Below are 13,119 nucleotides of genomic sequence, written 5' to 3' on the forward strand. Positions count from 1 at the left end.
TATGCAAATCAATCGGTGTGTCACAGGTGTCTGACAGGTGCTCGCCAGGCCGTACCCTGAATTTGTGACTTTGCCTGATGGTGGCCCGACCGGCGGCGCCCTGCCTGAGTTGCGCAACACCGTCGTCGTGGCGGCGTTCGAGGGATGGAACGACGCCGGCGACGCCGCCAGCGATGCGCTGGAGCATCTTGACGCCATCTGGGAAGCCGATCCGATCGTGGAGATCGACGACGAGGCCTACTACGACTACCAGGTGAATCGCCCGGTCATCCGCCAGGTCGACGGCGTCACCAGGGAGCTGGTGTGGCCGGCGATGCGGATCTCGCACTGTCGCCCGCCCGGCAGCGACCGTGACGTGGTGTTGATGCATGGGGTGGAGCCCAACATGCGCTGGCGCACCTTCTGCGCCGAGTTGCTGGCCATTGCCGACAAGCTCAATGTCGACACCGTCGTGATTCTGGGGGCGCTGCTGGCCGACACGCCGCATACCCGCCCGGTCCCGGTTTCCGGCGCGGCCTACTCCTCGGAGTCGGCGCGTCGGTTCGGGCTGGAGGAAACCCGTTACGAGGGCCCGACCGGGATCGCCGGCGTTTTCCAGGACGCTTGCGTGGCGGCCGGGATCCCGGCGGTGACGTTCTGGGCGGCGGTCCCGCACTACGTGTCCCACCCGCCGAGCCCGAAGGCGACGGTGGCGCTGCTGCGCCGCGTCGAAGACGTCCTCGACATCGAGGTCCCGCTGGCAGACCTGCCGGTGCAGGCCGAGGAGTGGGAGCGCGCGGTCAGCGAGATGACCGACGACGATGACGACTTGGCCGAATATGTGCAGTCTCTCGAGCAGCGCGGCGACGCCGAGGTAGATCTGAACGAGACCTTGGGCAAGATCGACGGCGACGCGCTGGCCGCCGAGTTCGAACGGTATCTACGCCGCCGTCGGCCCGGGTTCGGTATTTAGCGCTGGTCCAGACCTTTGTTGTAGGCGCTGGTGGAGCGGCCCAGCGCGGCGACCTGGGCATCCAGCTGGGGCATCAGCGTGGCGGCGGGGCCCAGGACCGGCCGCTCGCCCAGCCGGGTGGACAGCACCGGCTTGAGCCAGCGGAACAGGCCTACCCAGCGTGGGCAGTACACGCGATCCTGGCGGTTCTCGATGCCCTTGACGAACGCGTCGGCGCATCTGCTGAGGGTCGTCGTCCTGTTCAACGGCCACGGCAGCGCGGCGAGGAGTTGATCGAATGCCGGTAGGTCGGCCTTGGTGTCGCGAACCAGGGCGGTATCGATCCACGACATGTGCGCCGAGCCGACCGTGACGCCGAGGTGGGCGACCTCGAGCCGCAGCGCGTGGGCGAGATGCTCGTTGCCGGCCTTCGACATGTCGTAGGGCGCCATCCCGGGAGCGGCGGCGTACGCGGCCAGCGACGAGACGATCATCAGATAGCCGCGACGGTCGATCAGGGCCGGCAGGGTTGCTCGCGCCGTGTGAAAGACACCGAGCAGGTTGACGTCCAGTACCCGCTTGACCGCCTCCGGGTCGACCTGCAGCACCGAGCCGTAGCTGGCGATGCCGGCGTTGGCCACCACGACGTCGATGCCGCCGAAGCGCTCGACGGCCTGGTCGGCCGCTCTCTGCATGGCGGCCAGATCGCGCACGTCGGCGACCACCGTGAGCACGCGGTCCTCACCGAGTTCGGCAGCCAACGCGGCCAACTCGCCCTTGTCCAGATCGGTGAGGACGAGTTTGGCGGCCTTGTTGCGCAGCCGGCGGGCGACCTCGGCCCCGATCCCGCGGGCCCCGCCCGTGATAAAGACGACTTTGCCGTGCACCGATGTCATGGCCTGAAAAGCTTCCTTCGCGTGTCTTAAAGGTCCACCCCGAGCAGGGCATCGATCGCTGTGGCCACCAGTTGCGGCGCAGCTGCGTCGTGGCCACCGTATTCCAGCGCATCGGTGGACCAACCATCAAGTGCCGCAACCGCTTTGGGCGTGTCCAGATCGTCGGCCAGATATTGGCGCAGCCGGGCGATGACGTCGGTGGCGTCGGGACCGGCGGGCAGGGTGGCCGCGGCGCGCCAGTGCCGCAGTCGGGCGGTGGCGTCCTGCAGCACCTGCTCGCTCCACACGCGGTCGGCGCGGTAGTGGCCGGCCAGCAGACCCAGCCGAATGGCCTGCGGCTCAACACCTTGCGCGCGCAGCGCGGACACCAGCACCAGGTTGCCTCGGCTCTTGGACATCTTGTGGCCGTCCCAGCCGATCATCCCCGCGTGGACGTAGTGACGGGCGAAACGTCTTATGCCCCTGACGCATTCGGCGTGCGCGGCGGTGAACTCATGATGCGGAAAGATCAGGTCGCTGCCGCCGCCCTGAATATCCAGGCCGCTGCCGATGCGACCGAGTGCGATCGCCGCGCATTCGACGTGCCATCCCGGCCGGCCGGCGCCGAATGGTGCCGGCCAGCTGGGCTCTCCCGGCCGCTGGGCCCGCCACAACAAGGCGTCGAGCTGGTCGGTCTTGCCGGGGCGGTGGGGGTCGCCGCCACGCCGTTCGTACAGGTGAAGCATGGTGTCGCGGTCGTAGCCCGACTCGTAGCCGAATTGCGGTGTGGCATCGGCCCGGAAGTAGATGTCCTGGTACTCGTCGTCGACGGCGTAGGCCGCTCCGGAAGCCAGCATCTTCTCGACGAGCTCAACCATTTCGCCGATCGCTTCGGTTGCGCCCACGTAGTCGTGTGGGGGCAACACTCGAAGTGCGGCCATGTCCTCCCGGAACAGGCTGACCTCGCGGTCGGCGAGGTCTTGCCAATCGACGCCGTCGCGAGCGGCGCGCTCGAACAACGGGTCGTCGATGTCGGTGACGTTCTGCACGTAGTGCACTTGGTGGCCGAGGTCCAGCCACATACGGTGGATCAGGTCGAAAGCCAGGTAGGTGGCGGCGTGGCCGAGATGGGTGGCGTCGTAGGGCGTGATGCCGCAGACGTACATGGTGGCTTTGGCCCCGGGTGCCACCGGGCGCACCTGCCGATCGGATGTGTCGTAGAGCCGTAGCTCCGGGCCGCGTCCCGGCAGCGCCGGAACGTGTGCCGAGGACCACGACTGCATGTCCTCGACTTTAGGCCCGGTGACGATGCCGGCCATGTGGCGGGCTCGGCCGTCGACCGCGAGCGTGCACATCCGTACCTCAAAACGGCCCAAACCCGCGCGTTTGCGCACCTTCGCCGCCAAGCGGGACGCCGGTTCACCACCACGCTTGGCGGATAGCGTCCAGCAGTATCGGTGCCACCTCGGCGCGACACATCACGAAGTCGGGCAGGTAGGGGTCGACTTGGTTGTACCGCAGCGGCGAGCCATCCAGCCGCGATGCATGCATGCCCGCGGCAAGGATCACCCCGGCCGGCGCCGCCGAATCCCATTCCCACTGACCGCCGGCATGCAGGTAGGCGTCGACTTCCCCGTCGACGACGGCCATCGCTTTGGCGCCAGCCGAGCCGATCGCGACGGGCTGGATCGACACCAACTGCCGAATCCGGTGCAGAATCGCCGGCGGCCGCGTGGCGCTGACAGCGATCCTGATGGTGCTGGGCACGCCGACAGGCGTGATCCCGTCGGCGACTGTGTCACTGCGGTACACCACGTTCCCGCGGGCCGGCAGCGCCACCGCGGCGTCGGTGATCTCCGGCCGGCCGTCGGTGTGACGCTGCCATAGCGCGATATGCACTGCCCAGTCGTCGCGTCCGAGGGTGGAGAATTCGCGGGTGCCGTCCAGCGGATCGATGATCCACACCCGATCGGACTCCAGCCGCACCAAGTCGTCGTGCGCCTCCTCGCTGAGCACCGCGTCCCCCGGACGCTCGGCGCGCAGCCGCCGCAGCAGCAACTCGTTTGCCAGGCTGTCTCCGGCGTCACCGAGCGCCCATGGGTAGGCGAAACCGACCTCCTCGCGCACCTTGAGCAGCAACTCCCCCGCGTCGGCGGCGAGATCGGCGGCCAACGCCGCGTCTGTCATTTCATCCGCGGCCCGGCTCACCGCATCAGTATCTCCCCGTGGTGATCGCGAGCGCGGCGCAGCCGGGCGAAGCGGGTCACCACCATCAGACCCGTGGTGATCGCGAGCGCGGCGCAGCCGGGCGAAGCGGGTCACCACCATCAGACCCGTGGTGATCGCGAGCGCGGCGCAGCCGGGCGAAGCGGGTCACCACCATCAGACCCGTGGTGATCGCGAGCGCGGCGCAGCCGGGCGAAGCGGGTCACCACCATCAGACCCGTGGTGATCGCGAGCGCGGCGCAGCCGGGCGAAGCGGGTCACCACCATCAGACCCGTGGTGATCGCGAGCGCGGCGCAGCCGGGCGAAGCGGGTCGCCACCCATCAGACCCGTGGTGATAGCCCCGTGCCTCCTGATGGCGAGCGCGCGCAAAATGACAGCCCGAACGGCGTGTCGTCGTACAAACGCGCGCGCTCGCGGCCAGGAAGCAATTAGAACGCCGGCCAGGGTATGGACCGGTGCCGGTTCGGGCCGGGCATCACAGGATCTGTCAGCAGCGACTGCGCCCGCCTGCGCAGCGCCGCGATTTCTGCCCGAGTGATGTGTCCGGCCAGCGCAGCGGCAAGCGGGCCGCAAAGGTCTTCGGCAAGTGCGTCGACCGACTCCAGGGTTTCGTCGTCAACCGGCTTGCCCGCCCAGCCCCACAGCACCGTGCGCAGCTTGTTCTCCACGTGCAGGCACACGCCGTGGTCGACCCCGTAGACATGGCCGTTCAACCCGAACAGGATGTGGCCGCCCTTGCGGTCGGCATTGTTGATCAGCACATCGAACACCGCCATCCGGCGTAACTGTTCGTCGTCGGCATGCATCAACACGACCTCGTCGCCCGCGTAGTCGTAGGCCCGCAACACCGGCAGGTAACCCGGCTGCCGCTTGTCGGCGGGGAACAGATCGACCAGATCGGGGCCGGGCTGAGGATCGTTGCCGAAGAGGTCACCGGGTTGCTGCACCCACAGCTGCAGCATGCCGGGACCCGCCGGCCCGTCCCGAATGACGGTGTACGGCACGATGTTCCAGCCCAAGTGCGTCGACACCAGGTACGCACCGAGTTCGCGGCCGGCGAGTGTCCCGTCGGGAAAATCCCACAGCGGCTGCTCACCGGAGACCGGCTTGTAGACGCAGTGCACGCTGTCTTCACCGAGCGTCGCTTCGCAGAGAAAGGTGGCGTTGCTGGCCGAGCGGATGCGTCCCAGGACCGTCAGCTCGCCGCGCCGCAACACCTCACGTTCGTCACCCTTCTGGTTCATCGTCAGGCCCGAGCAGCGCGCTGCGCTTGTAGCCGTTGGTGCGCGCGCAGATGTGGCCCTCGGGGTCCAACGGTTCGTCGCAAAGCGGGCAGGGCGGACGTCCCGCCGAGATGACGCGGTTGGAGCGAGTCGCGAACTGGCGTGCCGATTCCGGCGTCAAAAACACCCGCACCGCGTCCGGACCGTCCTCGGTGTCGTCGAGCACCACCGAGGCGTCGAATTCGGCGTCGGTGACCGCCAGCAATTCGACCACCACGGTCTGTGCCTCGGAATCCCAGCCCAAACCCATGGTCCCGACTCGGAACTCCGCGTCCACGGGCATGATCAGCGGGTTGAGGTCGTCGATCTCGGTGGGCTCCGGCGGCACCGGAGTACCAAACCTGCGGTTCACTTCGAGCAGCAGCGCACCGATGCGTTCGGCGAGAACCGCAACCTGCTGCTTTTCCAAGATCACCGACACCACCCGGGAGTCGTGCGCCGCCTGGATATAGAACGTCCGGTTTCCGGGCTGGCCAACGGTCCCGGCCACGAAACGGTCGGGTGTGCGGAAAACGTGAATTGCGCGCGCCATGGCACCTCCCAAAATACCGGCACTCGCGGTTGCTACGCGATTCGTTTGGGCCATTAGTCGGTGGATCCACCTACCACCGCGTCCCCGGATGGCACCTCACCGTCCGGCCCCTGCTCCGGCGTGCGCTGCTCGTCTTTTGAATCGCCGTGAGGTTGCCCCGGCGGCTTAGCAGCGGCGCGCAGTGCTGCCGAAAGCCGGGAACCGGTGTGGTTTACGTGCAGGACGAACGGCCGCAGCTGGGTGTAGTGGATGACGCTGATGGACGCCGGGTCCGCGTTTACGCGCTGAAAGCTGTCCAGATGCATGCCGTAAGCGTCGGCGATCACCGCCTTGATGACGTCACCGTGGGTGCATGCCAGCCACAGCGCGTCGCCCCCGTGCTGGTCGGCCAGCCGGCGGTCGTGCTCGCGGACCGCGGCCACGGCACGCGCCTGAACCTGCGCCAACCCCTCACCGCCGGGGAACGCGGCTGCGCTGGGATGCGCCTGGACCACGCGCCACAACGGCTCACTCACCAGGTCGCTCATCTTGCGGCCGGTCCATTCTCCGTAGTCCACCTCGGCGAGTCGTTCCTCGATCAGCGGCTCGAGAAACAGCGCTGCGGCCAGCGGTTCAAGGGTGCTGCGGCAGCGCAGCATCGGCGAACACACCAGCGCTCGGATCGGCAGGTCACCGATCCGATCGATCAGCCCGGCGGCCTGCTCGCGACCCTTGTCGTCAAGGTCGACGCCCGCCGAACGGCCGGCCAGCACACCCGCGGTGTTCGACGTAGACCGGCCGTGCCGCAACAGGATGACCGTCATGTCGCAGCGACCGTTCCGGCGGCCAGCAGGATGAGGACGGCCGTTCCGGCCAGCACCCGGTATCCGACGAACCAATACATGTTGTGCCGCACCAGAAAGCGCAGCAGCCAGGCCACCGCGGCCAGGCCGATGACGAAGGCGATCAGTGTCGAAACCAGCAGCTGGGGGCCGGTGGCGCTTATCCCCTTGGTGACTGGGTGGAAGGCGTCCGGCAGTGAGAACAGGCCGGAGGCGAACACCGCTGGAATGGCCAGCAGGAAGCCGAATCGGGCGGCCAGCTCTCGCTCGAGTCCCAGAAACAGCCCAGCGCTGATGGTCGATCCCGAGCGCGAGATACCGGGGACCAGCGCCAGGCACTGTGCTGCGCCGACCACAATCGCATCTCGCCACTTCAGGTGTTCGATGTCGCGGGTCTGACGACCGAGGTATTCGGCCAGGGCGATCACCGCCGAGAACACGACCAGCGCCGTCGCCACCACCCACAAATTGCGTACGCCCGACCGGATCTCCTCCTTGAAGAACAGGCCCAGGACGCAGATCGGGATGGTGCCGATGATGACATACCAGCCGAGCCGGTAGTCGGCGTTGCGGTGCGACTTGACGACCAAACCGTTGAACCAGGCCTTGAGGATGCGCACGATGTCCCGCGCGAAATAGACCAGGACCGCGGCCTCGGTGCCTAACTGGCTGACTGCCGTGAAGGAGGCCCCCGCGTCGTCGGCGAAGAAGATCCGCGACACGATCGCCAGGTGTCCCGACGATGAGACCGGCAGAAATTCGGTCAGGCCCTGCACCACGGATAGCACGATGACTTGCCACCAGGACATCGCCGGAACCGCAGTCACGACGACGACCGTACCTGGTGGCGGACGCCGCCACCGGATGCGACGGCGGCTCTAGCGGGGAACTGGCACGGCGTGGGCCACGGAGTCGCGCACCGCGGCGGTCAGGCTGCGCTCATCGGTGAGGTCGATATCGACCAGGCTGCGGACCGACCTGGCAACCACGTCCTCAGCCTGCGGAACCGGTCCAGCCAGGCGCGGTCGGTAAATTTCGATGACGAGCGAGCGGTGCTCGACATGGAAGGAAAAACTGCGCCCATCACCGACTTGACCGTATCCGCTGGCGAAAATGCCTGGAGTCATGTCCTCAACAGCAAACTCGTTGTCTGCGAGATGCCGGTCAGCGATGACGGTCATGTCGCCAACATACATGTTCGGAACGAGTTGTTGTGCGCAACATGGTCTTCCGAATGCAACTTGCGACTTTGAAGTTACATAGAATTCGAACCACATGTTCCACAGTCAAGGGCAAATCTTTGCTACGCACGCCTAAACGAGCAGTTCTGGCCGTCTTGTCGGTTTTGCTCTTGACGACGGGTTGTTCGTCGAACCCGCTGAACGGTGCACCGCCCACGATCGCGCCGGCCCACGCCGCCGACTCACCGCCGGCATCGCAGAATCCAGCGGGCACGATCGCACCGCTGGACGGCCACCCACGCGCGACGGTGTGGGACAGCGGCAGCCTGGCGGTCCTGTGCCCGAGCCCCGACCCAGCGGCACCGGCAAGCATCGCTGTGTTCGACGCGTCGGGTCGCTCTGCGCGCGCGATCACTCTGCCAGCGCCGGCGACCGCGCTGACCAGCGACGGCCGCGGCACCGCCTACCTCGCCGCCCACGGCAGTTTCTTCACCGTCGACCTGGCTGCCAGCCACATCACCCGGGTGAACGTCGCGGGTGCGGATGATGTCGACTTCACCGCAATCGCCCGCCGCGCCGACGGCAAAGTGGTGTTGGGCAGCGCCGACGGCGCCGTCTACATCGTCACCGGCGACGGCTCGGTCACCCACCGGAAGAAGATCTTCGCCCGCGTCGATGGTCTTGTGACACAAGGGGATACGACGGTGGTGCTGGACCGCGGGCAGACCTCGGTGACGGCGATCGGCGCCGACGGTCGCGTCGAGCAGGCGCTGCGGGCCGGCGAAGGCGCCACGACTCTGGCAGCAGATTCGCTGGGCCGGGTGCTAGTTGCCGACACGCGCGGCGGCCAACTGCTGGTCTACGGCGTCGAGCCGCTGATTTTGCGGCAGGCCTACCCAGTGCGGCAGGCCCCATACGGGTTGGTCGGGTCGCGCGAGTTGGCGTGGGTATCCCAAACCGCGTCCAACACGGTCATTGGTTACGATCTGACGACTGGAATTCCCGTCGAGAAGGTGCGTTACCCAACCGTGCAGCAACCCAACTCGCTGGCCTTTGACGAAGCGTCGGACACTTTGTACGTGGTGTCGGGGTCAGGTGCTGGGGTGCAAATGATCGAACACGCGGCGGGTTCGCGTTGAGCGCGCCGCGGTGGACCCGGCTACCCGCGGGCTGGGACACCGAGATGTCAGACGAGTACGAGTGGGCGCCGTTGCGTCTGCCGCCCGAGGTGACCAGGCTGAGCGCATCCACGAGGCTGTCCATTGAGGCCGAATATCGCGGCTGGGAGCTGACGCGGGTGCGCCTCTACACCGACGGCAGTAGGCGAGTCCTCTTGCGTCGCAAAAAGTCTCGTTCCGAGAACCGGCGGCCAGACCAGCCGCAACTGTGATCTATCCAGTGCTGCGGCGGCTGCTGTTCCTGCTGCCGCCCGAGCGCATTCACACGCTGGTCTTCGCGATGCTGCGTGGTGTTACCGCCTTCGCGCCACTGCGTCATATGTTGCGCCGACTGCTGGGTCCGACGGATCCGATACTGGCCAGCACGGCGTTCGATATGCATTTCCCGGCGCCGCTGGGGCTGGCCGCCGGGTTCGACAAGGACGGCTTGGGCTTGTTGACGTGGGGCGCGCTGGGTTTCGGCTACGCCGAGATCGGGACGGTCACCGCCCGGCCGCAGCCCGGGAACCCCGCCCCCCGCATGTTCCGCTTGCCCGGCGACCGGGCCCTGCTGAACCGGATGGGATTCAACAACCTCGGCGCCGGCGCGCTGGCGATCCGGCTCGCCCGGCACCGACCCGAGGTCCCGATCGGGGTGAACATCGGCAAGACCAAGACGACCCCGGCCGGTGACGCGGTCGACGACTATCGGGCCAGCGCTCGCCTGCTGGGCCCGCTGGCGTCGTACCTGGTGGTCAATGTCAGCTCCCCGAACACTCCTGGACTGCGAGACTTGCAAGCGATCGAGTCGCTGCGGCCCATCCTGTCCGCCGTGCTGGCGGAGGCCTCACGGACCTCGACACCGGTGCTGGTGAAGATCGCGCCGGACATTTCCGACTCCGACCTCGACGCGATCGCCGACCTTGCCATCGAACTCGGCCTGACCGGCATCGTCGCAACCAACACCACTGTCTCGCGAGACGGCTTGGCCACCCCCGGGGTCGAACGGCTTGGCGCCGGGGGGATCTCGGGTCCGCCGGTGGCACGCCGCGCCGTCGAGGTGTTGCGCCGGCTCTACGGCCGGGCGGGTGACCGGCTGGTGTTGATCAGCGTGGGCGGTATCGAAACCGCCGAAGACGCGTGGGAGCGCATCACGGCGGGGGCGTCGCTGCTGCAGGGCTACACCGGCTTCATCTACGGCGGAGGCTTGTGGGCCAAGCACATTCACGACGGCATCGCCCGTCGCCTGCACGACGGCGGGTTCACGACGCTGCACGAGGCGGTCGGATCCGCAGCCACAAAACCGAAGGGCTAAGCACTACGGCGAACGTGGGGTTATGACACGCTCAGATATTCTGCGACGAAATCGGTTATCAGCCGGTGCCATTCGCCCCACCGTCGCACCATGTGATGGCCGACGCCGTCGATGCCCACCCACTGCGCATCCAGCCCACGCTGACGAGCCCGCAACGTCTGGGCTCGCGAGTCGCACGGGTCGGTACGGGTGTCGCCGCTGCCGTGGATGACGCGCAGCCGGGTACCTACCGGGATCAGGTCGGCTTTCTCGCCGTGCCACCACGGCGCCAGGGCCACCACAGCGCCCACATCACCCCGCGCAGCCAGGTACGCCGCAACCCGCCCACCCATCGAATGCCCTACTAGCACAATACTTTTCGGGTCGCACCAGCTACGCGCCCGATCGAGAACCTCGGTGGCGTCGCGCACCGGATCCCACTGTGGACTGTTCCACCCACGTAGCCGGTACTGGACCAGTTGCACCTCGACGTCGGGTCCCAGCCGGCGCCGCAACGCGCGGGCGACCAACGCCATTCGGAGGTTGGCCGACTGCCACCACCGCGATGGCTGGTTGCTGCGCACCTTGCCGCCGGGCAGCACAAGCACACACGCGCGTGGTTTCACGACGGTGATTCGGAGCCGACGGCGGCGCGGTCGCCCGGCCTAAGTCTGTTCGTAGGTGCCGTAGATGTAGGCCCGCGCGATGGCGTGCTGAAACAGGTTGAACCCGAGGTAAGCCGGGCTGGCGTCTTCGGTCAGGTCAAGTTTGTCGACCTTCACCGCGTGCACCGCGACGTAGTAGCGGTGCACGCCGTGCCCGGGAGGCGGGGCGGCGCCGATGTAGCGGCGCATTCCGGCGTCGTTCACCAGCGTCAGCGCGCCACCGGGCAGGTCACTGCCGTCGCCCGCCCCGTCGGGCAACTCGGTGACATCGGCTGGCAGGTTGGCGACCGCCCAGTGCCAGAAGCCGGAGAGGGTTGGGGCATCGGGGTCGTAGACGGTGACCGCGAAGCTGCGAGTCTCCTCGGGGAATCCCGACCAGCTCAGTTGCGGGCTGACGTCCTCGCCGCCGGCGCCCATGATTCCGCTGATCTGCGGAGTGGCCAGGGGCTGCCCATCGGTGATCGAGTTCGAATTCAGGGTGAGACGTGGCAGTTTCGGCAGCGCGTCGTACGGGTCAGGCTTCGAGATCATTCTCAGTCCTCTCGTGTGATCGGCTTCGTGAACGTGCGATTAGCAGTTTGTCAGCAAGTGTGTCAGCACGGCGGTACCGAACCGCAGCGCATCGATGGGTACCCGCTCGTCGATCCCGTGGAACAACGAGGAGAAATCCAATTCCGGCGGCAATCGCAGCGGGCTGAAGCCGAAGCACCGAATTCCCAAGCGCGCGAAGGCTTTAGCATCAGTGCCGCCGGACAACATGTAAGGCACGGTTCGGCCGTCGGGGTCGACCGACAGCACCGCGGCGTTCATGGCGTCGACGAGATCGCCGTCGAAGGTCGTTTCGTACGACGGCAAGTCCCTGATCCACTCCCGGGTGACGTCCGGGCCGAGCAATTCGGCCACCTCGGCATCGAACGCGGCCTGGCGACCGGGCAGCACCCGGCAGTCCACGATGGCCTCGGCCGTGGCCGGGACCACGTTGGCCTTGTATCCGGCCTTCAGCATCGTCGGGTTGGCGGTGTCACGCAGGACGGCCTTGAGCATGCGGGCCATCGGGCCCAGTTTTTCGATCGTCCCTTCCAAGTCCGGTGACTCGGTGTCGAAGACCAGGCCGGTCTCCTCGCTGATGGCAGCCAGAAACTGCACGACCGTATCGGTCGGCACAAGCGGAAACTGGTGGCGCCCAAGGCGGCCCACCGCCTCGGCCAGCACGGTGACCGCGTTGTGGTCGTGGACCATCGAGCCGTGGCCGGGCCGGCCGCGGGCGGTCAGACGCATCCACTGAATGCCCTTTTCGGCCGTCTCGACCAGATAGAGGCGGCGCTCACCGCCGTCGCGGCGGGGCACCGTCAGGGAAAAGCCGCCGACTTCACCGATCGCCTCGGTGATGCCCTCGAACAGGTCGGGCCGGTTATCGACCAGCCACTGTCCCCCATAGGTACCGCCGTGCTCCTCGTCGGCGATGAACCCGAACACCAAGTCACGCGGCGGCACGGTGCCGGTGCGCTTCAGGTGCCGGGCGACCACGATCATCATGCCCACCATGTCCTTCATGTCGACCGCGCCGCGGCCCCAGACATAGCCGTCTTCTACTGCGCCGGAAAACGGGTGCACGCTCCATTCCGCCGCTTCGGCCGGCACCACGTCGAGGTGCCCGTGTATCAGCAGGGCACCGCGGGAACTGTCCGCTCCTTCAAGGCGGGCGAACACGTTGCCACGGCCCGGCGCGCCGGATTCGACGTATTCGGGCTGGTAGCCGACCTCGCTGAGCTGCTCGGCAACCCACCGGGCGCATTCGGCCTCGCCTTTGGTGGTCGCTGGATCGCCAGTGTTGGTGGTATCGAACCGGATCAGCCTGCTGACAACCTCGACCACGTCATCGCTCACAGTCACTTTTCTTACACCTTGGCCACCTGTGTGCGCGCTGCTGGGTTGGGCGGGCGCAGAGCAATCCGATAGCCTTAGCTGCCAGCTCAGGTTGGTCTGGTCCGAGTGGCGGAATGGCAGACGCGCTAGCTTGAGGTGCTAGTGCCCTACTAATGGGCGTGGGGGTTCAAGTCCCCCCTCGGACACCCCTGTGATGAGTCGCGTCATGGGTTACATATGAGTCGCGTCATGGGTTACAGGTTGCCCCGGCCAGCGGCCGGGGTTT

At 67.0% G+C, this 13,119-nt stretch carries 15 protein-coding genes, 1 tRNA gene and 1 pseudogene; 6 read left to right on the plus strand and 11 right to left on the minus strand.

Annotated features, from left to right (window positions below; all coding sequences use genetic code 11):
- Positions 1-64: 64 nt before the first annotated feature.
- Positions 65-952, plus strand: a complete 888-nt coding sequence (locus tag A9W99_RS23820) for a PAC2 family protein (protein ID WP_067384300.1) — start codon at positions 65-67, stop codon at positions 950-952.
- On the opposite strand, the gene A9W99_RS23825 is transcribed toward A9W99_RS23820, so the two are convergent.
- From A9W99_RS23825 to A9W99_RS23835, 3 genes are all read right to left on the minus strand, one after another.
- Positions 949-1,827, minus strand: a complete 879-nt coding sequence (locus A9W99_RS23825; RefSeq protein ID WP_067384196.1) for an SDR family oxidoreductase — start codon at positions 1,825-1,827, stop codon at positions 949-951. The two genes, A9W99_RS23820 and A9W99_RS23825, sit on opposite strands and share 4 nt — an antisense overlap.
- 26 nt (positions 1,828-1,853) lie before the next feature.
- The gene (gene mshC, locus A9W99_RS23830) at positions 1,854-3,089 is read right to left on the minus strand and encodes a cysteine--1-D-myo-inosityl 2-amino-2-deoxy-alpha-D-glucopyranoside ligase (RefSeq protein WP_067384302.1); all 1,236 of its coding nucleotides are present in this window, start codon (positions 3,087-3,089) and stop codon (positions 1,854-1,856) included.
- 136 nt (positions 3,090-3,225) lie between these two features.
- Positions 3,226-3,993: a 3'(2'),5'-bisphosphate nucleotidase CysQ gene (locus A9W99_RS23835; RefSeq protein ID WP_067384199.1), complete on the minus strand. Its 768-nt coding sequence runs from the start codon at positions 3,991-3,993 to the stop codon at positions 3,226-3,228.
- Between the two features lie 258 nt (positions 3,994-4,251).
- Between A9W99_RS23835 and A9W99_RS27870 the strand changes: the two are divergent.
- Positions 4,252-4,363: pseudogene (locus tag A9W99_RS27870) on the plus strand (hypothetical protein); the annotation flags it as partial.
- Positions 4,364-4,462: 99 nt separating this feature from the next.
- On the opposite strand, the gene A9W99_RS23840 reads toward A9W99_RS27870, so the two are convergent.
- The 5 genes from A9W99_RS23840 to A9W99_RS23860 all read right to left on the minus strand — a co-directional run bounded on the left by A9W99_RS23840 (position 4,463) and on the right by A9W99_RS23860 (position 7,851).
- Positions 4,463-5,278, minus strand: a complete 816-nt coding sequence (locus tag A9W99_RS23840) for an SCO1664 family protein (RefSeq protein ID WP_067384202.1) — start codon at positions 5,276-5,278, stop codon at positions 4,463-4,465.
- Positions 5,262-5,849 (minus strand): DUF3090 domain-containing protein, encoded by a 588-nt coding sequence (locus A9W99_RS23845; RefSeq protein WP_067384204.1) that lies wholly within the window; start codon positions 5,847-5,849, stop codon positions 5,262-5,264. The genes A9W99_RS23840 and A9W99_RS23845 overlap by 17 nt, the downstream gene beginning before the upstream one ends.
- Positions 5,850-5,902: 53 nt before the next feature.
- Positions 5,903-6,652: a histidine phosphatase family protein gene (locus A9W99_RS23850; RefSeq protein ID WP_067384207.1), complete on the minus strand. Its 750-nt coding sequence runs from the start codon at positions 6,650-6,652 to the stop codon at positions 5,903-5,905.
- Positions 6,649-7,479 (minus strand): undecaprenyl-diphosphate phosphatase, encoded by an 831-nt coding sequence (locus A9W99_RS23855; RefSeq protein WP_067384304.1) that lies wholly within the window; start codon positions 7,477-7,479, stop codon positions 6,649-6,651. Before A9W99_RS23855 ends, A9W99_RS23850 begins: the two co-directional genes overlap by 4 nt.
- Before the next feature lie 69 nt (positions 7,480-7,548).
- The gene (locus tag A9W99_RS23860; RefSeq protein ID WP_067384307.1) at positions 7,549-7,851 is read right to left on the minus strand and encodes a hypothetical protein; all 303 of its coding nucleotides are present in this window, start codon (positions 7,849-7,851) and stop codon (positions 7,549-7,551) included.
- 119 nt (positions 7,852-7,970) lie between these two features.
- Here A9W99_RS23860 and A9W99_RS23865 point away from each other — a divergent pair, with 119 nt between their 5' ends.
- Genes A9W99_RS23865 through A9W99_RS23875 form a run of 3 tightly spaced genes read left to right on the plus strand, consistent with a single transcriptional unit; the run spans position 7,971 to position 10,323 of the window.
- Positions 7,971-8,990 carry a YncE family protein gene (locus tag A9W99_RS23865; protein ID WP_067384210.1) on the plus strand — a complete coding sequence of 340 codons (1,020 nt, stop codon included), beginning with the start codon at positions 7,971-7,973 and terminating at the stop codon, positions 8,988-8,990.
- Between the two features lie 44 nt (positions 8,991-9,034).
- The gene (locus tag A9W99_RS23870) at positions 9,035-9,241 is read left to right on the plus strand and encodes a DUF5703 family protein (protein ID WP_156623263.1); all 207 of its coding nucleotides are present in this window, start codon (positions 9,035-9,037) and stop codon (positions 9,239-9,241) included.
- The gene (locus tag A9W99_RS23875) at positions 9,241-10,323 is read left to right on the plus strand and encodes a quinone-dependent dihydroorotate dehydrogenase (protein ID WP_067384309.1); all 1,083 of its coding nucleotides are present in this window, start codon (positions 9,241-9,243) and stop codon (positions 10,321-10,323) included. Before A9W99_RS23870 ends, A9W99_RS23875 begins: the two co-directional genes overlap by 1 nt.
- A 20-nt stretch (positions 10,324-10,343) precedes the next feature.
- Here A9W99_RS23875 and A9W99_RS23880 read toward each other — a convergent pair whose 3' ends face one another.
- Genes A9W99_RS23880 through A9W99_RS23890 form a run of 3 tightly spaced genes read right to left on the minus strand, consistent with a single transcriptional unit; the run spans position 10,344 to position 12,860 of the window.
- Entirely contained in the window at positions 10,344-10,928 is a 585-nt protein-coding gene (locus tag A9W99_RS23880; RefSeq protein ID WP_253870309.1) for a S9 family peptidase, read from the minus strand.
- 39 nt (positions 10,929-10,967) lie between these two features.
- On the minus strand, positions 10,968-11,498 hold the full coding sequence (locus tag A9W99_RS23885) for a YbhB/YbcL family Raf kinase inhibitor-like protein (RefSeq protein ID WP_067384219.1): 531 nt from the start codon (positions 11,496-11,498) through the stop codon (positions 10,968-10,970).
- A 39-nt stretch (positions 11,499-11,537) separates the two neighbouring features.
- Positions 11,538-12,860, minus strand: a complete 1,323-nt coding sequence (locus A9W99_RS23890) for a M20/M25/M40 family metallo-hydrolase (protein ID WP_067384222.1) — start codon at positions 12,858-12,860, stop codon at positions 11,538-11,540.
- Positions 12,861-12,953: 93 nt separating this feature from the next.
- Between A9W99_RS23890 and A9W99_RS23895 the strand changes: the two genes are divergently transcribed.
- Positions 12,954-13,039 (plus strand) — tRNA-Leu (locus tag A9W99_RS23895).
- The last annotated feature ends 80 nt before the right edge of the window (positions 13,040-13,119 follow it).

It is taken from the genome of Mycobacterium sp. 1164966.3 (assembly GCF_001665395.1).
GTDB lineage: Bacteria > Actinomycetota > Actinomycetes > Mycobacteriales > Mycobacteriaceae > Mycobacterium.